General features: G+C 56.5%; 15 protein-coding genes. 3 read left to right on the top strand and 12 right to left on the bottom strand.

The window, feature by feature from the left end:
• Positions 1 to 26 precede the first annotated feature (26 nt).
• The 3 genes from BLT38_RS16700 to BLT38_RS16690 form a co-directional block, all read right to left on the bottom strand.
• Positions 27 to 941 (bottom strand): MBL fold metallo-hydrolase, encoded by a 915-nt coding sequence (locus BLT38_RS16700; protein WP_231966573.1) that lies wholly within the window; start codon positions 939 to 941, stop codon positions 27 to 29.
• Positions 942 to 958: 17 nt separating this feature from the next.
• Positions 959 to 2,254 (bottom strand): hypothetical protein, encoded by a 1,296-nt coding sequence (locus BLT38_RS16695; RefSeq protein ID WP_083346209.1) that lies wholly within the window; start codon positions 2,252 to 2,254, stop codon positions 959 to 961.
• A gap of 67 nt (positions 2,255 to 2,321) precedes the next feature.
• A complete protein-coding gene (locus BLT38_RS16690) occupies positions 2,322 to 3,611 on the bottom strand; it encodes a Gfo/Idh/MocA family protein (RefSeq protein WP_083346208.1) in 1,290 nt (429 codons plus the stop codon).
• A gap of 233 nt (positions 3,612 to 3,844) precedes the next feature.
• On the opposite strand from BLT38_RS16690, the gene BLT38_RS16685 reads away from it, so the two are divergent.
• Positions 3,845 to 5,767: a M61 family metallopeptidase gene (locus tag BLT38_RS16685; RefSeq protein ID WP_083346207.1), complete on the top strand. Its 1,923-nt coding sequence runs from the start codon at positions 3,845 to 3,847 to the stop codon at positions 5,765 to 5,767.
• A gap of 51 nt (positions 5,768 to 5,818) precedes the next feature.
• On the opposite strand, the gene BLT38_RS16680 is transcribed toward BLT38_RS16685, so the two are convergent.
• The 8 genes from BLT38_RS16680 to BLT38_RS16645 form a co-directional block, all read right to left on the bottom strand.
• Entirely contained in the window at positions 5,819 to 6,946 is a 1,128-nt protein-coding gene (locus BLT38_RS16680) for a PepSY-associated TM helix domain-containing protein (RefSeq protein ID WP_083346206.1), read from the bottom strand.
• 4 nt (positions 6,947 to 6,950) lie between these two features.
• Positions 6,951 to 9,326, bottom strand: coding sequence for a TonB-dependent siderophore receptor (locus BLT38_RS16675; protein ID WP_172838318.1), 2,376 nt, complete (start codon positions 9,324 to 9,326; stop codon positions 6,951 to 6,953).
• Between the two features lie 239 nt (positions 9,327 to 9,565).
• On the bottom strand, positions 9,566 to 12,823 hold the full coding sequence (locus BLT38_RS16670; protein WP_083346204.1) for a DUF3857 domain-containing protein: 3,258 nt from the start codon (positions 12,821 to 12,823) through the stop codon (positions 9,566 to 9,568).
• A 113-nt stretch (positions 12,824 to 12,936) separates the two neighbouring features.
• The gene (locus tag BLT38_RS16665) at positions 12,937 to 13,917 is read right to left on the bottom strand and encodes a sugar phosphate isomerase/epimerase family protein (protein WP_083346203.1); all 981 of its coding nucleotides are present in this window, start codon (positions 13,915 to 13,917) and stop codon (positions 12,937 to 12,939) included.
• A 163-nt stretch (positions 13,918 to 14,080) separates the two neighbouring features.
• Positions 14,081 to 16,798, bottom strand: coding sequence for an ABC transporter permease (locus BLT38_RS16660; RefSeq protein ID WP_083346202.1), 2,718 nt, complete (start codon positions 16,796 to 16,798; stop codon positions 14,081 to 14,083).
• A gap of 53 nt (positions 16,799 to 16,851) precedes the next feature.
• Positions 16,852 to 17,181 carry a PadR family transcriptional regulator gene (locus BLT38_RS16655; protein ID WP_047491891.1) on the bottom strand — a complete coding sequence of 110 codons (330 nt, stop codon included), beginning with the start codon at positions 17,179 to 17,181 and terminating at the stop codon, positions 16,852 to 16,854.
• Between the two features lie 189 nt (positions 17,182 to 17,370).
• Positions 17,371 to 17,805, bottom strand: coding sequence for an OsmC family protein (locus BLT38_RS16650; RefSeq protein ID WP_083346201.1), 435 nt, complete (start codon positions 17,803 to 17,805; stop codon positions 17,371 to 17,373).
• A gap of 160 nt (positions 17,806 to 17,965) precedes the next feature.
• Positions 17,966 to 19,129 carry an A/G-specific adenine glycosylase gene (locus BLT38_RS16645; protein WP_083346200.1) on the bottom strand — a complete coding sequence of 388 codons (1,164 nt, stop codon included), beginning with the start codon at positions 19,127 to 19,129 and terminating at the stop codon, positions 17,966 to 17,968.
• Positions 19,130 to 19,227: 98 nt separating this feature from the next.
• Here BLT38_RS16645 and BLT38_RS16640 point away from each other — a divergent pair, with 98 nt between their 5' ends.
• Both BLT38_RS16640 and BLT38_RS16635 read left to right on the top strand, forming a co-directional pair.
• Positions 19,228 to 20,355 (top strand): acyltransferase family protein, encoded by a 1,128-nt coding sequence (locus BLT38_RS16640; protein WP_083346199.1) that lies wholly within the window; start codon positions 19,228 to 19,230, stop codon positions 20,353 to 20,355.
• Between the two features lie 212 nt (positions 20,356 to 20,567).
• Positions 20,568 to 20,777, top strand: coding sequence for a hypothetical protein (locus tag BLT38_RS16635; RefSeq protein WP_083346198.1), 210 nt, complete (start codon positions 20,568 to 20,570; stop codon positions 20,775 to 20,777).
• 130 nt (positions 20,778 to 20,907) lie between these two features.
• Here the strand turns inward: BLT38_RS16635 and BLT38_RS16630 are convergent, their stop codons facing one another.
• Positions 20,908 to 24,327: a lamin tail domain-containing protein gene (locus BLT38_RS16630; RefSeq protein ID WP_156785177.1), complete on the bottom strand. Its 3,420-nt coding sequence runs from the start codon at positions 24,325 to 24,327 to the stop codon at positions 20,908 to 20,910.
• Positions 24,328 to 24,610 lie beyond the last annotated feature (283 nt).

Genomic DNA, 24,610 nt, shown 5'->3' with positions numbered 1-24,610 from the left:
AGAGGCTCTCTCCATCGCACACAATATCAATAATCTTTCACGACCACGCTACGTCCCGTCGAGTCCTTTTGCAGCTCTGTCATACATCGGCGGTGATCGTGTGGAAAAAGGATCAACCAATTTTCGGGCAGAGCACGTGAATAGAACCGCTTGCGCTCTTCAATCGTCCGCAACGGATCCAAGTCAAATCCCATCACCCACCCCACATCTAGGTGCGCGCTGGTGGGGATCAGATCGCTCACAAAACACGCGTGTTCACCGCCATTTTCTATATGGACCACCATGCACTGTTGGGTATGTCCGGGATAACACTCAAGTGTTATGCCAGGCATCACCTCAGCATGTGTGCCTTCCACCAGCCGCATCTGTCCGCTGGCTATCATCGGTTCGTAGTTGTCAGACACATAGCTGATCCGATCGCGCTCCCACTGATGCCGCCCATGCTCCACCTCGCCACGATGCGCAATGTATTGTGCGTTCGAAAAATAAGGCAGCACATTGCCATTCGCATCCAGCACACTGTTCCATCCGCAGTGGTCCCAATGCAGATGCGAATTGATCACAATGTCGATATCATCCGGCGAAAGTCCGGCAGCATTCAATGAAGAGGGAAGCCGTTCCTGTATTGCATAAATCTCTTTCAACTTGGGTGCGATCTTATTGCCGAATCCGGTTTCAATCAGCACGTTCTTGCCGCCAATCTTCACCACCACGCAATTCAAACCAAGCATCACGCGGTTCTTCTCGTCGGCCTGAACCTTGCGCGACCAAAGCGTCTTCGGCACCACACCAAACATGGCTCCGCCATCGAACAGGCACGTGCCATCGCTACACACCACAATCTCCGCATCACCCACACGGGCGCGCCCACGGATCAGAGCATCATCATCTGTCGCAAGAAACTCAATCGCCATCAGAAACAGGGTACCGCCTTGCAGCATTGCATCGAAGCTCAGAACTATTGCAGCCCATGCGACTTCAGAAACAACGCTGTACTCTTCCAGTACGAACCGCCATCATGCGAGATCGCTACGCTACGCGGTCTATCCAACGCAAACACCTGGTCATCCACAACGCGCCATGCCGCCCGCAACTCCCACCGATTGTCGAGGGTGCGACCCACTGCCAGAAAGTAGTCGCCACCTTCCACAAGCGGTTGTTGTGTTGGCGTCAAAGCAGCCATCACAACGGTGCTGTCCTTCCACAGCAAACCTCCGCGCTGCGTGATATCGATGGTCCGTTCGCGCGGCGTCAAGCCCTGATACACCTTGTCCACTGCAGCCACTGAGTTCGTCACAACACCAAGCCCACCCGTCGTCAGATTGGCATCGCTTCGCAGGATGTGCGCTCGCACAAAGCTCTCATCCATTGCAGAAGGAGTAAACGGCGGCATATCAATCTCCGGCCCCGATAACCGCCGAATGTCCCCTTGCCCCACGTTGTAGTGAACTTCCAGCGATCCAGCCCACCCCCGAATGCCTTCACGCGAAGCATCAGCAATGGCAGCGCCCGCTGCGTTATAGGCTCCAACCGTTGCCATCCCAAAAGGCAGCCGTGCCATCAACGCGTCCGAGTTGGCGACATTCCCGTCAATAGATGAGCACGTATGGTCTTGCGGCGAACAGGCGCTCCTTAACAGCAACACTGCCGACGGCGGATCACTCGGCCCACCAACGATGGTCTGGCCAAAGAAAACCAGATTCTCACCAGGCCCCGGATATCGCACAGCAGTCTGCCGCACTGTGGCCCCATTGTTGTCGTCGAAATAGACTGTGCCTCCCGCCAAGGCAAATCGCAGTGTCGAACCTTGCGGAGGCGGCGGAGCTGCAGAAAGCACGTCACGGTGGCGGGTCGTAGAGCGATTGGACCCCGTAGGCGAATTTGGAAATCCCGCGGGTGCTCGCAGAATTACGGTGGGCAACACGGTAAGAACGGTCACCATGCTGTTCTTGTCCGGCGCCAGGTACGCGTCCGTACGCAGCACCACACCCTCGGCAATCACGTCGGTGGATGCATTTGTGCGCAGGCTGCCGGAAATCGACCGATCCACCACGCCGACAGACCGGTCGCGCATGTCGAGAGAGTTTTGCCCGTTAAATGTACGCAACGCGATCTGCAGATCGCGATCAATGTTGTACCGGTCGCCGCGCAACTCGGGGATCACCGAGTTGTAACCGGGACTGGAGACATGATCCTGCGCCAGCGCAACGAACGGCATCACGAACGCAATCACGAAGATGTGAAAACGCTTCACGGTGGCAGCAGTGTATCTCTCGAAACCACTTCTGCCATCGTGAGTTTTTCTCGTTTCAACCGCTATCTCACGCCTTGTGGTGCGACGTGTGCAGGTCGGCCTCGTTGTACAACGCATCTGGCGCTGCCGCCTTCGCATCTTCAAAGGTCACGCGTGCCTTACGGCGGTACGCCAGGTTCGACATAAATGACGCTACCGAAGACCGATAGCCTACTTCCACCGTGGCATTCACCTTGTCCTTGCTGCGCGAACGGATCGCATCAAACCAGTTGCCCATGTGCGTCACGCCCTTGGTGGTCGATTCAATGACCACACCGCTGGGATCGTTCGCCTTCTCCGGCATGAACTTCGTGCCGCCACGCGAGTTCTGGCTTCCCGTTACCATGCCTGTCGAACCGGACACATGCTCAATCGTTCCGTTCGATCCCAGGTAGTGCTCGCCCAATCCATAACGTGCATTGGAGAAAGTGGACTGCCACAACACGGTCAGATCATTCGGATATTCGAGCGTTACGGCAATCGTGTCAGGCACCTGCCGTCCATCCTTTTCGCTGAACACGCCACCCGCGCAATACGCAGCGGCAGGAACGTCAAGATCCAGCGCGGTGGCAATCCACGCGATCTGGTGCACCATGTTTTCCGTGATGTTGCCGCCGGAGAACTCCCAGAACAGACGCCAGTTGATGAACTTGTTCGCATCGAACGCACTCTTCGGACGGTTTGCCAGGAACAGATCCCAGCGCACATGGTCCGGGTTGCAATCCTCAGGAATGGGGCGTACCCACTGGCCTTTGCCACGTGGTGTGTTGCGGCTCATCCATGCCTCCACCATGGTCAGTTTGCCAAGCTTGCCGCTCTTGACCCAGTCCTGCACATCGCGCAGTTCGCCTTCGCTCTCGTGCTGCATACCAATCTGCACCACCTGCTTTGAAGCCTTGGCGGCATTGCGGCAAGCCGTGGCATCGGCAATGTTGTAGGCCATCGTTTTTTCGCTGTACAGGTCTTTTCCGGCCTGCAGCGTGGCAAGAAAATACTTGGCATGCAGGTGCAGCGGCGTCGCATTGATCACCGCATCTACGTCCTTGTTTTCCAGCAACTTCAGGGGATCGTCATAGGTCTTGATGTTGGGATACTTCTCCTTCATCATCTCCAGTCGGCGCGTGTAGGCGTCAGCGGCGGCCACAATTTCAATGTTCGATTCCTTGAGAGCGTCACGCAGATCCTGCATGCCACGATCGCCGCATCCCACCAGCGCGATTCGAATGCGGTCATTAGCGCCAAGCGCGCGTGCGGTGGGCATGGCTGCCAGCGCGGTCGCGGCTCCCATGGTTCCAAGGAAGGTTCTGCGAGTGATCATGAGCGGGTTCCCTTTAATGAGCTAGAAGTTTTGCCGACGAGACCTGCAGAGGTTGGACCACCGCCACAAGACTCTCGCCGAAGCGCATACCAATCTAGTCCACAAATTCCCTCGCCGTCACGCGAATCCGCGCCATTTTTCACCGTTTCATCTTTCGTCTCTCTGTCGTTACTCTCCCAGATTGGAATCGCTTCCCACGAAAGCGGAATGAAGGATCACTTCACCGGCACGGTTTGCAGCGTTATCATCGCCTCACTGTGAAGAATTTTTCTGCTCGCTTCCTGCGTCTTGTGGGTGCCGCCGCCATTGCTGCAGCCACCCTGCCTGCCCTCGCACAGAACAACGCCACGGAATATCGCTTTACCTTTCCAGACGTTGTGCACCACGTGGTGCAGGTAGAGGCCACCTTCCACAACGTTCCGCAGCAGCCCCTCACCGTGCAGATGAGCCGATCCTCTCCCGGCCGCTACGCCGCGTTTGAATACGCATCGAATGTCTTCGAAGAAAAGTTCACTGACGAAAGCGGCAAGCCGCTCACCGTCACCAGGCCCGACCCACGTTCGTGGACCGTCAGCGGACATCACGGCACCGTTCATGTCACTTACAAATTGTTCGGCAACCGCGTCGATGGCACCTTCATGGCCATCGACACAACGCACGCGCACCTGAACTGGCCCGCGACGGTAATGTGGGCGCACGGTTTCGATGATCGTCCGTCGAAACTAAGCTTCGTTCTGCCCGAGGGCTTGAACTGGAAGATCGCCACGCAGCTTTATCCAACGAACGATCCCAATACGTTCACCTCGCCCAATCTGCAATACCTGATGGACAGCCCAGCAGAGCTCGCGAACTACGCGATCCACACCTTCCAGGTGCCCGCGCTCAAGCCCGGCGGCAAGGCGCAGACCATCCGCGTCGTAGCCCACTCGCAGGCCACGGACGCAGAACTGGCCGAGTACTTCGCAGGCGTCGAAAAGATCGTGAAGGAAGAGCAGGCCGTCTACGGCGAACTGCCGGACTACGAGCCGGGCTATTACACCTTCCTCGCCGATGCTCTGCCGTGGGACAACGGCGATGGCATGGAGCATCGCAACAGTACTGTGATGACCTCGCGCCAGCTTGGCCTCAGCGTCGTAGCGCATGAGTACTTTCACAACTGGAACGTGGAACGCATCCGTCCAGAAGGTCTGGAGCCGTTCAACTTCCGCGATGTGAACATGAGCGGCCTGATGTTTGTTGCAGAAGGCTTCACGCAGTACTACGGCAACCTGGCGATGATCCGCACCGGCCTAACACCCATGCCGCGCGGCATGATGGGCTTTGCACGCGACATCAGCAACGTAATCAATTCACCCTCAACGCAGTATCGCTCCGCAATGGATATGAGCCGCATGGCTCCATTCGTTGACGGTGCAAGCGATCTGTTCCCGACGTACTTCAACAACACCTTCGTCTCGTACTACACGTTCGGCGATGTGGTCGCGATGGGCCTCGATCTCTCCCTACGTGTGAAGACAAACGGCAAGGTCACGCTCGATGACTTCATGCGTGCCATGTGGTTGGCATACGGCAAGCCCGGTGGCCCCGCACCCGGACTCGTAGGCCATCCGTACAGCATTGCGGATGTGCAAACGCAGCTCGCAAAAGTGAGCGGCGATCCTGCCTTCGCGGCAGATTACGTGAAGCGTTACATGATCGGCACAGAGAAGGTGGACTACGCATCGCTGCTGCAGCACGCAGGCTTCGTCATGAAGAAGCGCGGCGGCGCAACATTGGGGAACATCTATCTGATGAAGAAGGGTGATCCAGTGCGTCGCGGTCAGGCGCCTGCAGGACCGGAGACGTTGAAGGTTGCCGCATCCACCGTCATCGGTTCGCCTGCATATCTTGCAGGACTCGATCTGGATGATGAGTTGGTCAGCGTTGGCGGCATGGCCATCAACTCATCTGCGGATGTAGAGAAGGCCATCGACGGGAAAAAGGTAGGCGACAGCGTGGAGCTGATCTACAAGCGTCGCGGTCAGGAAGTACGCTCGAAGGCCGTCCTCGCTGCAGATCCCACGCTTGAGATTGTTCCTGTCGAAACAGCAGGCGGAACACTCACTGCGGAACAGAAGGCGTTCCGCGAAGCATGGCTTGGAACCAAAGTGAAATAGTGATTACTTTTGCATGTTCAAAGGGCACGGTGAAAGCCGTGCCCTTTTGATTTAGTGCTGAAGCTTCTTCCAGCGCTTACCCAGATAACGATTCCAATACATCAGCAATCCGGTAATGGAGAGAACAGGCAAGCTCATGCCAAGCGCACTCCAGATCACCTTCACCCAAGTTCCCCACAACGTACCGAAGTGCAGTGGATAAACCAGCCAAAGAATCCAATCGCCCAGCGACTGCTTCTCGCCGTAGTGCCACGTCGAAAGCAACTGCCCATCCGCTGCAAATGTGTGGATGAACCGATGCGAAAAGTCGCCGGGCGTCGGGCTATCCATGTATGCGACGTAGTTCTGTCCCGGCGCATCAGGCAGCGAAACGCCAGACAGAAACGCCGATGGATTCAGTTGATTCGAGCGATCCGCAATTGTTTGCAGCGATACCGCGTCACCCACATGTTGCGGCTTAGGCACATCCGGTTGCCGCATCGCCTTCACTGGCGAGATCACACTCACGGCTTTCATCACCTGTGCGGGAAGCAGGAAGGCAATCGCAGTGAATCCCCACCAACTGACAATCAGCAGCGTCCAGATGCCAATGGCGTTGTGTGCGTCGAAGTTAATGCGCTTCCATCCAGCGCGCAGATTCACATAGAAACCACGCGCCCAAGCACGAAGCCCAGGCCACCACAACACCAGGCCGCTGATCGAAAGAACAAGCAGACCAATGCCCATCACACAATTCACAATGAAGCCGGTCTGCCCCATCAGCAGGTAGATGTGCAGGTCGTGCATCCAGTCAATGAAGCCGCTACGAATCGGCACAATTTCGCCGGTCGTCGCATTCAAACGCACGATGTGTTGGCCCTTGTTTTCCGTGTGCAGATACGCGGTGTACACCGGCGCATTTTCCTGCGGCCACATCAGGTAATACAGCGGCTCTTTCGGATAGGCGTTAGCAACGGTCTTAACAATTTGCGATGCAGGAAGAGTATGCGCTGCGTCGTACGTCTGCCCACGAAACGCGCGCGCCTGCAGCTCGTCTTCCCACACCAGCACAGAGCCTGAAAATCCAATAACGATCACGTAGAGCGACAGCAGGACGCCCAACCAGAGATGAACCTGGAAGAGCGCCCTGCGCAGCCACAGCTTACGCGGATGATGAACGAGATTGCTTGCGAATCCCATGCGTTTAGAAGTGGTACTTCACCTGTCCAATAACGTTGCGCGCATAGCCGTAGTAGCAGTAAGCCAGGCCGCTGCACGTAGCCACATAGCGCTTGTCTGTCAGGTTGGTCGCATTCACCGTAAACAGCATGCCGCGATATCCAAAGCGAAGACCCGCATCCAGCAACGCATAGTTCGGAACAAAGAAGCTGTTCGCGCTGTCTGCTGCATTGGTACCAACAAACCGAACACCAAAGTTGCCACCCAGTCCGCTGAAATGTCCATTCGCCACGGTGTAATCCGCAAGCATCGACACCTGGTTCCTCGGCGTCTGCGATAGCCACTTGCCAATGTTTGCAGCTGTCTGGTCCTTCAAGGTCTCTGTTGCAGTGAAGGTGTATCCACCATGCAGGCTCAGGCCATGCTGTAGGCTTGCGATCGCTTCCAACTCCACACCACGCGAGCGTACTTCGCCGGTCTGCGTAGTTTGAAATGCAGCATTGCTCACCAGCACGTTCGTCTGATTGATCTGGAAGAACGCAGCGGTGAAGTAGCTGTTCCATGTGTTTGGCTGCACCTTCACACCAGCTTCAATCTGTCGCGAATCGGACGGCTTCGCCGGATCGGTCGATTGCCCCGTCGTTGCGTTATACACATAGCTGCCTGCGTTGGGCAGAAAGCTGGTGGAGAACGAAACATAAGGCGAGATACCGCTCGATGTCAGATAACCAACACCCGCACGACCCGTGAATCGCTGATCAAGATGGCCTGTCTCCGTGTGCGCAAGAAAATCTGCAATGTCATTCTTCGCAAAGTCCTGACGTCCACCCACGGTGAAGATAAGGCGATTGCGATACTTGATCTGATCCTGCGCGTACAGGCCGTGCTGCTGCAGCAGGTTGTCCTGATACAGATACGGCGACATGTTGGGGATCGTCGTCACACCGTAAACCGGCTTGAAGATATTGATGTCCGCCACTTGCGCAAAGGCCTGCTGACTCTTAATGGCGACGTGCTGATAGTCATAACCAAACAGCACAGTCTGTTCCCAATCACCATTGGTGAAACGACGCAGCGCGCGATTATCCAGCGTGTTGATGCGGTTCCAGCGCGGCAGTTCATACGCATAACGCGTCACCATCGTTGTGCTGTTGCCATCAAAGCCCGTGCCATACACCGTGCTGCCCTGGAAGTTGATGTACTGGTAGCGATAGTTCGAGTGCAGATTCCATCCATCATTAAAGAGATGGTCGCCGGTGTAGCCAGCCGACGCCTGATCGCGCTTCACCTTCTCCCACCCCGGCTCACCAACAAACGTGCTCACAGGAATTACGCCGTTCGGATTGCTGTAAAGCGTGCCGCTCGCAGGCAGGAACTGACTCCAACGAGTTCCGTCATGCTGCCAATCACCAAGGAAGGTAAAGTTGGTGCGATCGCTGGGCTTGTAAGTGAACGACGGTGCAATTAATCGGCGATTGTCCGGCGTGTAGTTCGTCTGCGTATCACTATTGCGCAACACACCCAGCAAACGATACTGCCACACTTGGTTCTTATCGATGGAGCCAGTCGTGTCGAAGAATCCTTCGCGACGCGTGAAGGCTCCAAGCTGCATGCCCACTTCCGTACGACGCTCCGCAGAAGGACGCTTCGTAACCTGGTTAATCAATCCACCCGGAGGCACCTGGCCATAGAGCACAGACGAAGGTCCGCGCAACACTTCCACGCTTTCCAATTCGTACGGATCCAGCTTGCCAGAGAGGGAATTGAAGCGCATACCATCGCGGAATACACCAAAGGTTTCTGCTGCAAATCCGCGAATCTTCAACCAATCAAAACGCGGCTCCACACCAAACTCATCCGCCTGTACGCCGGGCGTGTAACGCAGCGCTTCGTTCATGGTGATGACGTTGCGCGACTGCATCTCGAGTTCGCTAACAATAGAAATCGATTGCGGCACTTCAATCAACGGTGCGTTCGTCTTCGATCCAGCATTCGACGCATAAGGAACAAAGCCGGTGTTCGCCGTCACGCTGATAACGTCAGTCGCTGATCCCACCTGCAACTTCAACACAGTGGGCTGCGCGCCACCAGAGAGCGCTACGTTCTCCTGCTGCAACGCGGCAAAGCCCGGCGCCTGTACAGAAACGTTGTAGCTGCCGGGATGCAGTGACAGCGCCACTTCACCGTGAGCGCCGGTCTGCACGCGATACACCGTAGCACCGCAACGAACTTCCACCGCAGCGCGTTCCACCGTAGCGCCACTGCCGTCCTGCACCTGCAGCGTCACAGCCTGGATCGGCGTCGACTTATCTTCAGAACATGTATTCGACTGGCAAACAGCGACCTGAGAGATCGCGGAAAACGAAGCAAGGAGAACCGAGGAGAAATAGATAGGTTTCAAAACAAACATCCTTCTAAACACACCGCCGCGGCCGCGCATACACGCACGGGGAACCGCAACAGCGGATTTTCTCTGGGGGCGAGACGGGCTCGCGCGTTAGCGTAGGAGAGGCTCACCGCCGAAGCGGCACGCACTTCTCTCCTCTCCCTTTAAGGAGAGCCTCAGAAAACGGCAATTTCTGCCGTACTTTCAAAATACGACAGGATCAGTCCGAGATCAAGCAAAAGATGAATTTGCTTTTACCGGGCATCGCCCTCTGCCCCAATCCCGTTCCGAAGCATGAAGACGAAATCGCACGTGGCCGACGAGGCTCCGCAGTAAAGTACAGCGTCGCGAAAGACGTGTCCATTCGAACCCGGAGGTGTATATCCCTCCAGCTTCAATCCTCGAATCTCATCCAGCACGGGTCGCAGGCTGCTGTCGCCACTCACGAGTGCAACTTCTGCAATCGCGCCGTTGGCGATAGCAATGCGCACCGTGCCACCTCCGCTCAAATCAGCGGGGCGCTTCACTTTGTGCGTTCGCATTTCTTGCACCGATGCCGGTTCGTCTTTTGAGGGGGATGTTCCAGCCTGTGTCAGTCGCAACTGGGCGGAAGCCGCAGCCTCATGGTCTTCCTTTGCCGCGGATGCGTTCTCCGTCGAAAGGGCAAGGCGGTAGATCGCCAGCGCTCGCGGCTCCTGATGCAGTGCCTCATAAACCTGGCCAAGATGATTTCCGACGACAACTTCCGAGCGATTGAACCACGCGGCACGGAACCACGGCAGGGCATCTTGCGGCTTGCCTTCCAGCATGAGGATGTAGGCGAGAGTGTCCCATGCGGCAGTCATGTTAGAAGATGCGGCAAAGGTCTTGGTATTGGCTGACTCCACTGGGGTTTCCGCTGTTGTCTTCTCGAGCAAGGTAATAGCGCGTCGGGCATTCTCTTCCGCGAAGGGCAGCTCGCGCTTCATTTCCGAGAGCAGATAGACGTTGTTATTGATGAGATTGGCATCGTCGCTGCCCTCCATGGAATGTCGTGCATGCACCACAGCCTCATCAAAGCGGTGGTCCTCATACAGTTCCTTGGCCAATCCATACTCAACATTGCGGTTTTCGGGATGTTTCTTGAGGAAGGCTTCGTACGTAGCGGCAGCTTCCGTGTGCTTTCCCTGCAAGCTGCGCACGTTGGCCAGTGAGCCTGCAATTAGGACTTCGTCGCGGTTACTGTATGACTGCAGCAATGCTTCGGCCTTGTCGTAACGCTTTTGCTTTATGTAATAGCCAGCCAATAGATATGGGATATTGCTGTGATCATCCGGGTGATTTTTAAGCTCAATTTCGAAATCGGCAATGGCTTCATCGGTTTTACCGTCGCGTCCAGCTAAATAGCCAAGCATGCTCATCAGGTAGGGCGTGTCAGGATTACGGTCACGTACCTGTTGAAGCACGCGGCGTTCCTCTACGAAGTCGCCTTTGCGGTAATCGGCGTTTGCCTGTGCCATGAGCTGTTGAACGGAAACAGTGTTCGCGGGTATTTGGATTTTTGTCCCAGTCGAATCTGACTTCGACAATCCCTGAGAGGAGGGTTTAGAAGCAGGTGCAATCAGGCGAATGTAGCTTTCACCCGCATCCATCCCGGCCGCATGTGTGAAGGCGATGTAGTCCTTCCATTGTTCCTTCGACACTTTGTGCAGTAGCACTACGACTTTGCGATCAACCAACAGTTTGCCGTCAGCCAGACGGTATGTTTGGTCATAGGTGGTGTAATCGCGCTTCACATGCTGCGCTTCTGGAAGCTCCGCGCGATATCCTTCGGGCAACGTAATGATTGTGTGCGCTTCGAGTGTGCGCGGTGCGCCCAAGTCGATATCGTGTTCCGGAGCTTTGTCCTTGTCGATTGTGGTGATTTCCAGGTCAGGAAATAACGGCTGGGTATTGCCGTTTTTCCAGCCGGCATAGTTCTCGCGAGTGTAGTCCCAGGCAAGCTGTACGGGAGCGTCTGAATCCCCCTGCCGAAGATCGGTGTTGCTTACCTTGCCTCCGAATCCCATTGTTTGACCAACCATCTGCATCGCCTGATCCCACTGCGATGGAGAAAGCTGTCGTAACATCACGCGAAATGCTAACTCGTTGTCCGAACGGACGGACTCGGTCATATGTGATTTCAGAAGCCCTTTATTGTCCAGCGTGGCATCGGCGTTAAAGATTTCGCGATAAGGAAAGGGTGGATCCGTAGGTGTCTTCACCAGCGATGCCTGTGAGTCCACCGGCACTACCAACGCATTGACATCTCGCAGCACGGGCACCAGCACGCGGTAAGGCGCGACCTCTGCTGTGCTGTCTAGCCAGATTCGGTCGGGTATGCCGGGCAACAGCACCGTTGTGATCACGTGATTGAAGACAGCGGGAGTGGGCACGTCAGGTACAGCAGTGATGCCGGCACCGATCAGCGCAGGAGCCGTAGTGAATCCCTTCGCCTTCAGTAGCGATTCCAGCAGCGTGTCCTTGTCCTTGCAATCGCCATACTGGTTGCTGAGTACTTCTGCTGCGGCATGGGGCTGATAGCGGCCAACGCCAAGGCTGATGCCCACATAGCGTGTCTGCATGGCCACATAACGATACAGCGCGCGTACCTGCTCCTCTGGCGTCTTCGCATCCTTAGTCAATTCTGCTGCTTTAGCTTTCAAAGCCTCTGTGGGTTCCGCACGTTGCAGCGCCAACCCGCGATACCAGTCCCCAACTTCTGCCCAACTATGAAAAGTGGTCCACGCTACGGACGGTAGCTTGCGGCCATCGCCATCTTCGTCCGGGTCTTTTACCACTGCGGCCGTCATACGGCCGTTTTCATCTTTTGCAGAAGGCTTAGTCTGCGAGAAGGTCCAGGTCCATGATTTCAGTCCGTTTGCTTCCCTCGGTGTCACAGGGTGATTTGGACTCCAAACCTGTAGATACATCCCTGTAGGCGCGTCCAGGGTAATCGTCTGTGACAGCACCACACCGGAACCTATAGCGAAGCGCTGGATTCCCCAGGATTGATTTGGCGCTTCCGACTTCGTACGCACCTTGTGAAATTGATATTCCAATCGATCACCCACAGAGAGCGATCGCAAAGGTAGATGTTTTTCACGGATATCGCTATAAACAGGAGCTTGTCGAGTCACTTCTGACGACATTTCCATCGTGTCCGAGACCGGCGTCTCTACCGTGCTTCCATCCGCTTTATGCACCCGTGCAAAATCAAAGGTCGCTGTCTCATTGGCAGACGCATACGCCCCAGCCAGCACCGCAAACTGCCGCGCCGTGCCCTCCGATTGCACCCGCAGAATCACGTGAACAATGTCTTCTCCCGTCCCATCCGGTTTGACGTGGACCGTGGTGTCCAGCTTTTCAAAAACGTAGGGCTCGTCGCGGTAGGGGTCGGATTGGCTGCTGGCAGGTGACGAGGAGTTTTGGGCGAAGCAGGAAGAGGCAATGGCAGCAAAAACAAGCAAGGGGCGTACGCGTACGGAAATCATGAGGGGTACAGCGTATATAGCAGAACTTCATGGTCGACCGAAAGTATTATCTTGGTGCAACAAGAAGGCCCGCGTTGAGCGGGCCTTCTTGTATCTCTCATTGTGAAACGGATTTACGCCAGGCAGCTCTTCGCGTAAGCCAGGCACTTTGCCACTTCCTTCACTGCGTCGGAGTCATCCGGCAGCTTGTACTCCAGCTCGATGGTTGCAGGGAAGTTGTACTTCTCCTTCTTCATCAGCTGCAGCACTTCCTTGATGGGGGTGTCGCCCTGACCGAAGGGCTGGTTCTGGCCGCCCTTTTCCGGGTACTGACGATCCTTCAGGTGCATGCTCGTAATGCGCGCATGGTTCTTCTGGATGAACGCAATCTGGTCGTGATTGCCAGCGGCGGTGTAGTGGCCAATGTCCAGGTTGATGCAGTTCCACGGCGACTGTGCCATCGCTTCGTCCCACGTATCCGGCTTGGCCTGCGTGTGCGCGTGGTAGCCCATGCGCATCTTGTACTTCTCGCCAAACTTGCCAATGCGAGCAGTCAGCCCCGGATTGTTGTCCGGCATCTCCATGGTCAGGTGGTTTGCGCCGCAGGCCTTGGCTGCCTTGAAGGCGTAATCAAACTCAGCATCGGGCATACGGTCGGTCAGCGTGATCTTGAATGCGTAGATGCTCACGCCCGCGTCGTTATACAGCTTGCGCAGTTCCGCATACTTGTTCACGTCCATGGTGGTGCGCCACTTGGTCACTTCTTCAGCGTGTGCAAGCTGCGCAGCCTTCGCTGCTTCTGACATCTGAGGACGCGGTGCGCCCGGTGCGGGCGGCGGTCCCATGGGGCGCGGCGGCGCGGGGGGCAGACCTGCCCACAGTTCCTGCACGTTCTCCAGTTCGGTGGCGTTGATGCCGTCTTCCACGGCGTACTTCAACACGGACAGCGCATCGAACGGCTTCATCTGGCGATAGGAGTAACTGATGACGCCAATCTGTACGCCGTTGATCTTCGAGTTCGGCTTGCCTTGGCCAAACAGCGAACGCGGTTGGAGCGCAGCGGCGGAAATGCCGGCTGCTGCAAGGCGACCAAAGTCGCGGCGAGTGATGTTCATGAGCGCAGTAATCCCTTCGTGAGGAGGAACAGTCCCCCGAAGCGAGATTCTAGGTGTGCGGAACAAACTGTGGCAAGCGATTCAACGGAATGTCACACCTCGGCACACGTTTATTTCTCTGCCCGGCCCTTTTCATCGATCAAAGAGCCGGGACAGCGCTTCGCTATTCGTAGCGCAACGCCTGCATCGGGTTCACACGCGAAGCTCTCCGCGCAGGGATATACCCAGCCGCCATCGCAATCGTCGTCAGTCCAACAATTGAAACAATCAGGCTCACCGGCTCCGATGGCGCAATGCCGTACAGCATGTTGCGAACCAGCTGCCCGCAAAGCAGCGTCAGCACGATCCCTGCTGCAACGCCGCTGACCACCAGCATCGTGATCTCCCGCATCACCATCCACCGCACACCCGTGTGCGACGCACCCAGCGCCATGCGAATGCCGATCTCGCCCGTGCGCTGACCCACCAGGTAGCTCATCAACCCATAGATACCGATTGCGGAAAGTAGCACTGCAAGCAGACCAAAAGCTGTGGAGAGCTGAGCCATCAGGCTCTGATTCACTACCGTGCGTTCAATCACGCGATCCAGCGTCGTCACATGATCGATCACCAGGCTGCGATTCACAGAACGAATCGTGTTCTGCACGGCAGTGGACATTGTTGCGAAGTCGCCGTCATAGCGCACCACCAGCCTTCCATAACCCCACGGATGCTGTGGATTCGGATAGTAGTCGATGTATTCCTGCTTCTCGTTCAGGCTCCCGAACTTCACATCGCGCACAACGCCAATTACCTCAACTTCCTTCTTGGGGTCCGCACCCTTGCCGTAGTACATATGGCGACCGATCGGACTCACACCAGCGGGGAAGTAGTCACGCGCAATACTCTCACTCAAAATCACCACATGGTGCGACGTTGCATTGTCTTGCGGACCAAATGTGCGGCCTGCCAGAAAAGGAATCTGCATCGTGTTGAAATAGCCGTTGCCAATCACGTTGTGCTTCACCATGATGTTTTCTTTGAACGGCATCCCCGGCACAGTCAGCGTCCCGTTCCAACTGCCCTGCGCGAAGGTGAACGCGGCAAAGCTTGCGGCTTTTACCTGTGGCAACGCGCCCACACGCTGCTCAATCTCCTGGAACATCGAAATCATGCGCGGGTCTTCACCCTTCATGCCCAGCACGCTGGAATCCATGTCCACCAGCATGACGCCGTTACGCGGAAAGCCCGTATCCACACGTGTCAGATTCACCAGCGTTCGCAGAAACAGAACGGAAGCCACACTCAACACCAGCGACAGCGCAATCTGCGCAATCACTAGGCCCTTGCCCAGCGGACTGCGCGCATTGCTGTTGCTACGCCGACTCTCCTTCAATCCTTCATTCACAGCCACACGCGATGCACGCAGGGCAGGCATCAGTCCGAACAGTACCGCCGTACCCACGGTGGCAAACAGCGTAAAGGCAAGCAGTCGCACGTTGAGCGAGATGTCTAGCGGAAGCAGGTTCGCATCCGGCCCGCCAGAAATCATTCGTAGCAACACGCGATCCGCAGCAAGCGCAAGCACAACACCAAGTGCTGCACCTGCAACAGAAAGCAGAAGACTCTCCGTCAACAATTGCCGGATCAACCGCACACGCTGCGCTCCAAATGCCTGCCTTACCGCAAACTCATGCGTGCGTGTCGTCGCTCGCGCCAGCAACAGATTGGCAATGTTGGCGCACGTAATCAGCAACACCAGCGCGGCCACACCCATCAAAATCTTCAACGGATCAGAGAACGTATTACGCAGGAACGAGCGTCCCGTTGACATGTTCGTCAGTTGCACATGCGCGTTCTGCAGATGGGACAGGTTATACGCATTCAGATCGGCGTTTGGAAACGACCGAACAATATGCTGATACAGCAGATTCGTCTCTGCCTCAGCCTGCGCGCGCGTCACACCCGGCTTCAGCCGTCCGAACACATAGTTCGATTGAAAGAAGCCGTCGTTATAACCCTTGCTGTGCGCTGGCAACGACTGCATCATCGCCATCGGCACCCAAAAATCCGGCGCATGGCCCACTTCAATTCCAAAGAATCCCGGCGGCGCAACGCCAATAATGTTGAAGGTCGTATCCGCCAGTTTCAACGTGTGATTCAGAATGTCCGGCGTCCCTTGAAATGCCGATTGCCAGAACGCATAGCTCACCACCACGACAGGAAACGTTCCCTCAACGCGATCTTCCTCATCGCGAAAGAAACGACCCATCGTAGGCTCAACACCAAGCGTTGAAAAGAATGTGCCGGATACGGTGTCGCCAGTAAGCTTCTGCATGCTGTCTCGGTTATCGAGCGTGCCATGCATCTCGCTGCCGAAACTCATGACGGTTGCAACGTCTGAGAACACCGTGTTGCTCTTGCGTAACTCACGAAAAAACGGATAAGAATACAGCGTCGTCGAGCCATAATCATCCGTTACGCCTGCGTCATCGCCGTTGCCCAACAACACCAGTTCCGCAGGCTTCGTCACCGGCAACGAACGCAGCACCAGCGCATCCAGAAAACTGAAGATGGCAACATTCGCTCCAATGCCAAGGCTCAACGAAAGCAGCGCCATGAGCGTCAGCGCCTTCGCATGCATCATCGAGCGCACCGCATACTGAATGTCCTGCATCAGCGACTCCAGCCATCCCCATCCCCATGCGGCATGGCTGCGCTCGCGCAGCACAGTAGGATTGCCAAAGTCGCGCCTGCTCTGTCGCCTTGCTTCTTCCGGCGTGGCTCCAGCAGAGCGTTGTTCTTCTTCGCGTAAATCCATGTGGAGACGCATCTCCTCTTCCAATTCAGAATCAAAACGCGAGCGGCGAAACAGCATCTGCATACGACGAAGAACTGACATGGCGGATTTCTCCTGCAACAGAAATGGAAAATCGAAAAGCGAATGATGGCTGACTAAGCCGTCTGCAACACGCGTGCAATGGCGCTGTAAACGCGCTCAAAGTTTGAAGACTCTGCGGCAAGCTGTTTCTTCCCTGCAGCGGTCAACTGGTAATAGCGCGCACGACGATTGCCCTTCGTCACACCCCACTCCGCCTTCACCCAGTCGTTCACCAGCATCTTCTGCAATGCGGGATACAGCGATCCTTCTTCCACTTCCAGAATGTTGCCGGAGGTTTGCAAAATCGATTCCGCAATCTCGTAACCATGCAACGTTCCATGTCGCGACAGCGTGCGAAGAATCAATAACGTCAGCGATCCGGGCGGAATTTCGTTGTGCTTCATCAGGTGTGCGCCTCGACTGGCATAGATTGCCTATGCCAGTGAACGTATCTGGCATAGGCTGTCTATGTCAACAGAAACGGAAGCAGAAACGCACGCGAATGCAAAAAATGTTTTCGGTGACCAAATATTTTTCGCAATGAAAAGGCCCCGGATATCCGGGGCCCCTCACTGCTTCAGAAAAGACGTGGTTTACGAAATCAGCTTCGCATCCAGATCAATCTTTGCAGCTGCCAGCAGACGCGAAATGGGGCAGTTCTGCTTGGCTCCAGCGGCAATCTCCTGGAACTTTGCATCATCCAGCCCCGGCACCTTTGACTCGTTCTTCAGGTGGATCGTGGTCACAGTCGGTGCGCCGTTCACAAACTCAAGCACCACGGTTGCTGTGGTGGCCACGCTCTCGCCCTTGTGCCCGGCCTTCTCCAGCTCGGCGCTCAGCGCCATGGAAAAGCAGCCTGCATGCGCCGCTGCAATCAACTCTTCCGGATTCGTGCCCGCGCCGTTCTCAAAGCGCGACACAAACGTGTACGACTGTTCCTTCAGCACACCGCTCTGCGTGCTGATCACGCCCTTACCGTCCTTCAAACCACCGTTCCAAACTGCATTTGCGCTGCGTTCCGTTGCCATAACAAGCCTTTCCTTCTGCGCACGGTCTCACCGTGCAGAACGTCTTCCGTTATCAATGTCCGCAGCCATACGGAATGGGGCGGCGGATGCTTCCCTTATGGGATGTACACGGAAATACCCGCACGGGCAAGTACTGCGCGGTAAATTGCGCCGTGTGTCGTCAGCCTTTTTTACCTGCGGAGGCTCGGCCGCCGCGCCCAATCAGCAGCGGAACTTCCTGCGGCATCCCGCTCGGCAGCTTCATCAGCTTCATTCTCTGCAACACCTTACGTGCCAGCCCGGTCAGCGGAACTTCTTGCAATTTTGTTGCGGGCACCCACTCCATCGCGTCACCGCGCAACGCATGTTTGCCCGCGTCGCGCCGCGTGGCCATACCCACCACTTCCACGTAGTAATTCGTTCCCACAATCGAGTGCCGAACTCGCAGCAGAGGCTCTTCCAGCAGCACCAGTGCGCCCGTGTCCTTGTGCATGGAAAGCTGAGGCAGCTCCAGCATGTTGGCCATTAGCGAAGCCTCCATCGGGCGCCGCTGCAACAGCACTTCCAGCCCTTCCTGTTTGCGACGGGTGGTCAGCGCATAACGCACACGTTCTGAGCGCATCGGCGTGCGTTCCAGCGTGGGATGTTCGCCGCGCGTTCGGCACAACGCAAACACCGGGCACTCAGCACACCGCGGCGACCGCGGCGTACAGATCATCGCGCCCAGTTCCATCATGGCCTGATTGTGGTCACCAGCATTCCGTCGCGGCACCAGCGCATTCGCGGTGCGTTCCAGGAATTCCGCCATCTTCGCGCCTGAGGTCTCTGGCAGCCCCAGTACTCGCAGCAGCACCCGCTCCACATTGCCATCCACCACGGCAATCGATTCGCCAAACGCAATGCTCGCAATTGCTGCAGCAGTATAGGTTCCAATGCCCGGCAACCTGCGCAGTCCCGCGGAGGTGGAAGGCAGCTCGCCACCATATTCCTCCACCACCAGCTTCGCCGTTCGATGCAGCATGCGTGCGCGTCGGTAATATCCCAGACCGCTCCACTGCGCCAGCACTTCCTCTTCCGGGGCCAACGCCAACGAAATGATGGTGGGAAACCGCCGCAGAAACCGCTCGTAGTGCTCCAGCACAGCGTTCACCCGTGTCTGCTGCAGCATGACCTCTGACAACCACGTGCGATATGGATTACGAACGTTCCGCCACGGCAACACACGCGCATGTTGCTCATACCAGGACCGCAGGCTGCGCTCAAAGGCCGTTCGTTGCGCAGGCGTCAATGCTGGCTCGAGGATGGTTTCAGAAGATGGATTTTTGAGGGCGTACAAGAGTTTCATTGTAGGTGCGATCTTCCGTCTCAGGCCATCCCGCCAGACCATAATGCTGTGTCTATGGCACTGTATACTCTGCTCATCGGAGGCAATCCTTTCTCACCATGACAAACCGTGGCTCCGGCACGTCTGCGACACCCGTCGGAAGACGATCCGGCTATCTGCCATCGTTAGATGGATGGCGCGCGTTGGCCATCCTCTGGGTCATTCTCGCGCACGATCAATTAAGCCTTCCTCTCTATTGGCGTCAGCTTCTAAACGAAACGGGCGACCGCGGTGTCTCTCTTTTTTTCGCTCTCAGTGGCATGCTCATCTGTGGGCGACTTCTGCGCGAGGAGTCAGAAGCCGGATTCATCTCGCTTAAGGGTTTTTATCTTCGCCGCCTCTTCCGCATCCAACCTGCCGCGTTAACGTATCTCGGATTCGTTGCGGTTCTCACGCTACTCCATCTGATTCCCGCTTACTGGAATGGTCTGCTCGGCTCGGTGCTGATGATCCGCAACCTGTGGCCAGGAATGCAGGGCTACGAATACTGGTTCACGTCGCATTTCTGGAGCCTTTCGGTCGAAGAGCACTTCTATCTCTTGCTTCCGGCGTTTCTGGTGGTTGTTCGGCGAGGACGTCTCGCAATCCTCACCATCCTTGTTGTTTTTCTGCAGGTGTGGCGCCTCATTGTCTTTCGCCATCCATCTCTTACCAGCATTACTTGGCAGCCCTTTCTGCGGACTGACATCGCTATCGACGTTATTGTGCTTGGCAGTATCACTGCATTGGCACTTAACAAACCGCGAGTGCAGGCGTTTGCCGTTCGATGGCTGCATCCCAGTATCGCCCTCTTGTTAACTGCGGCGATCTATTGGCGACTGCAGGTCCACCATTCCACCTACGATCGCATCCCCCTGATTCTGACTTACCCTCTGTTGCTCGTCTCCACGGTCCTTCATCCCGGCTCCATCATCACACGGCTATTGGAATGGCCCCCGCTTCGTTACGTTGGCCGCATCTCCTTCAGCCTCTATCTTTGGCAGCAGATATTCTTTGTGCCCGTGAATCCTCCCGGCCCTGGAGACTGGCGTTCGCACCACCTTCTCTGTTGGTCAGCTGCGTTCGCTTGCGCCATCCTGTCCTATCACTTCATTGAAACGCCGATGATCCGCATCGGCCATCGGATCGCGATGCGTTACACCCGTGCGCCGTCTGAAGCAGAACGTCCCGAACCAGAGGCGAGCTAGGAACGTTTCATCGCAGGAGCCACACAAACCATTGAACACATAGAGAATCTCCATCTACGACCCGTTTAGTCGTGTTTGGAAATAGATACGCGACTGAAAACGTCGCAATTTACAAGGGTTTTCGGTGTGTTTATGGTTGTCGTCATTGGAGCACTGAGGCAACGTGAGGGCGCTGCCCCGGCTCCAAATAACTGAGTTCTTGGAGGTGTCCTATGGAAGCAGTTCATGACGGTCAGTGTGGTCTCTGTACCCACTTTGGCGAGCACCACAGCAAGAGCAGCGCCCTGGTAAGCATTCTCACCAGCCACAAGGCAGACGTTGTCATGGTGGACGAGTGCGGGCATCCGAAGCATGCCAGCCTGCACCTCAAGGTAACCCCCATCAGCGGTTGCGACGGCTTCGTTCCCGCCGCAGCAGCTTAAGTCGCTCTCAAACCATCGCAAGGCCCTCTCTGCCACCACGGCGGAGAGGGCTTTGCTGTCTCTGCTACCAGCACACAAAAGAAGAGGGCCACGCGTCGCGCGTGGCCCTCTCATCTGTTCAGGTGTGGGTTTAGTTCACTGTCAGGTTGATGGTCTGCACGTGGCTCACACTGCCTGAGGTCGCCGTCACCTTGTAGGTGTAGGTTCCCGTCGGTGTGCCGCTCGGATTCGGTCCGTTGCCCTTGTCCTTACCGCAACCCGTGATGCCGAGTGCGAAGACGAACAGAACCATCAGCAGACCGCCAGTGCGAACAGCCCGTCCCTTACGCTTCACCAGCAACATCACCAGGCCGGTGATCATTGCGAACAGCAACGACGCGATGCGTCCTGCAGCGGACGCCGGAAGCATACCCAATCCTGCAGGAAGCGACCGCGACACTGTGGTGATAACGACGGTTGAAGTCGCCGTTCCACTCGCCGCCAGCGTGACCGGCGAAGTGGGAGTGCAGGCGACGCCTGTGGGCGCCGTTCCGCTGGCTGCGCAGGTCACCGTGATGGAACCAGCAAAGCCATTCAGCGACGTGAACTTCAACGTAAGGTTCGTGGAATCGCCAGCATTCAGAGTGATCGAAGTCGTCGTATTACCCGACGAATCGCCAATCGTGAAGTTAGCCGGTGCCAGTCCGGTTCCGCTCAGCGTCACAGGTGTGACCGTAGCCGAACCATTCAGCGTGATGCTGCCAGTGCGAGCACCAGCCGCAGTCGGAGTGAACACCACGTTGATCGCGCACGACGAACCCACCGCCAACGACGATCCGCAGTTGTTGCTCTGCGCAAAGTCGCCCGTCATGGTAAAGCCAGTGATGCTGATAACAGCCTCACCCGTATTCGTCAGCGTGAGTTGTTGACCAGCCGATGACTGACCGACCGTGATCGCCGTAGCAAACGTGCCATTGCCGGTCAGCGTTGCGGTGGTAACAGGAGCAGGCAGTGCCAGGTAAGCCAGCAGCGGATCATGATCCGACATCGCAGCGGGGGTCGTTGCATCGTTGTACAGAACAACGGGGAAGTCCGCATCAATGTGGCCCACTGCAAGCGTCGAGCTGCTCGCAATGTCTGCCGTTACCACAGCGTGATCCAGCACCTGCGCATTGCCCCACTCCGTGTAGCTCTGGCGCGCATTCGCTGGCAGAGTGTTGATCAGATCCGTAGCCACCGGATTTACAATCGCCACACCCGGCATCACGGCAACGCCGTTGCCAACGTTGCCAGTGATCGTGCCCAGCGTATCCGTATAGCCATCGGAGAACTCGAAGGCATTCATGTCACCCACTGCAATGACATGCTCACCCGCCTGCTGATAACCCTGGATCAGGTTCGCCAGCATTTCAGCCTGCAGCTCCTTCTTCGACTGCACAGCCGCCGTATTCACCGCGCTCAACGAACGCAGATGGTTTGAGATCACAGTGATGGGGTAAGGCTTGTTGCCCGTGCCACGGTTGATAGTTGCGTGCAACACCTGCGACGGACGATCATTCAGCGCGGATGTGCCTGCGGGGATCAGGGTGTCCGTACCCTTCTGCTCCCACGACGTCACATTCACGGTCGTTGGCTTCACCAGGAAGCCAACGGAGATACCAGTTCCGTCATTGGTGAACGTCGTAACCGAGTCCGTGCCATAGGCCACATAGCCGGGCTTTGTGCCAGTCGTCGTGTCCGCGTCGATCTGTGCGGCCATGTCCTTCAGAACCTGGAGATTCTCCGCCTCTTCCACAGAGATGATGTCCGGGTTATTCAGAACGGTGCGCACCGCAAGCGAGAACTTCTTCAGACGACGCGCATACGCATCGGGAGTAACAGTCGCAGCGGAGGTTGTCGCCGTCTTGCCAGTTTGCGGCAGGTAGTAGAGGTTGTTCGCGGCGTTGGTATCGTAGAACCGCTCCACATTGAACGCCGCAACCGTGAACTGGTTTGCAGTCGGCAGCGCCAAAGCCTTCACCGTCACAGCACCAGCGGTCGACACCGTCGGATGGTTTGTAGCCATCAGAATGATGCGTGGCGGATCGCCATAGGGGTAATCAGTGGAGTAGGTGTAATCCACCACACCCGTTGCGCCGGTGATAACCGTACCCGCCGCGACATCAATCGCCGTGCCCCCACCCAGCGAACTCTCAATAATCAAGCGCTCCGGGTTGTCGTCATACAGTGTCAGGTTTGCGGGACGAACCGCACCCGCTGCCGTCGTCGGATTGGTTGCAGCAGGGCAATTTGCAAAGCTGGGGCAAGTGGCTGACGGAAAATCGCGGAAGTCCATGCCCGGCTCGCGGAACGGACGCGGAATGCTCGAGCCCGCAACGTAGAACTGGCCTGTAGAAGTCGTTGTCTCCGTGTTTTCCACCAACGAGGCATCCGTGGGGCCCGCCGCGGTCATTGAAGGCAGGCTTACCAACATGCTCTCGTACTGACGAAGCTGATAGATGTCGCCAGTCGGCGTAGGCGCCGTGATCGTGATCGGCGTCGGCAACGTATTGCCCGTGCTGTTCACTGTCAGCGTCGCGCCAGTGACTTCCAGCGAAGGCATGTGGCTTGTCGTAGCGGCCGGATACAACGCCAATGAACCGGTAACGGTCACATTGTTGCCAACCACAGCAGTTGCAGGGTTCTTGCCGGTCCCGCTGAAAACGTAGATACCTTCATCGCCTGTAGAACCGGGTGTCGACGAAGCCGTCTGCATGTAATAACCGGTATTTGTCACCACGGTGATTACGCCGGTAAACATAACGCTGTTGCCCACGTACGTGGAACGGTTCGCCTGGATGGTTGAGATCGGTGTGTCTACTGCTGTCGAAGGAACATAGCTGCTGTTATGCGGCGTCGCGGAAATCTGCTGAAAGTCCGCGGCATTGTCGTCAGAGTCGATCGACGGATCTTTGCGCGCCACGGCAGTGGAGTTCGTATAGCCGGAATTCCCTGCAGGCGCCGAGCCCTCGTAGCAATTAGCAGAACCAAAGCCAACGAAATCAACTGTGTTAGCTAGCCCCACAGGGCAGCTCGTACCTGCTGGAGTGATGGTGGCTGAGTTCGACAGCAACACCTTGCCATACTGCGCAGACATGTTGATGCCGTAGTTCTGGGTATGCTCCGTGCCACCGGAAAGATACGTTGCAGAAGTGGCCTGAAAGTCCGGTGTGGGCAGCGCAGCGCCAACATCGGTGCCGCTCTGCTGAGAGTTGGAATACAAACCGATCAGGTAGTAATGACCCGGCTGCACGCTGTCCGCAGGCAATACTTCAGTTGTCCAACTTGTTCCCGAAACGCTTGCGTATTGAAGCGAATAGCCCGACAGGCTGATCGCCGCACCCGTTGGGTTGTAGAGCATGACGTAATCATGCGCATAGGCAGCGCTGCTATTGCTGCCTCCACCATATATTTGCGCGATCACCAGGTGACCGGGAGTCGGCACAGCGAACGCTGCAGCATTCAGCAGCAACGCGCAGAGGGCACAAAGCAGCGCAGAAAGCAGTCGCTTCGATCCAAAAGTTGTTTTCAAGGTAAAGGCCTCACAGAAAGCAATGCAGATAAGGGGGACACCTTCCCAACCACTCAGAAAGGAAGGTGAAGAGACATCAACGGAGTTGCAGTGTCACCGCCCCGCAATGGTTCGGACAAGGGAAATGTGAACGCCAAATTACGGCATCGCTGCGACTGTCGCTGTCGTTTTTCAGCATGTCACGTCAAATGCGCCCATATTTAAACGGCACGTGAATTCCCAGCGCCGCCACACGACATGAACCCGTACCGCCAATGCGCTCCCGCGAGCTTTCATAGGGTCA

Origin of the sequence: Terriglobus roseus (assembly GCF_900102185.1) — a bacterium.
Classification (GTDB): domain Bacteria; phylum Acidobacteriota; class Terriglobia; order Terriglobales; family Acidobacteriaceae; genus Terriglobus; species Terriglobus roseus_A.
Note: the sequence above shows the minus strand (reverse complement) of the source record. Positions and strands in the feature narration are given on the sequence as shown.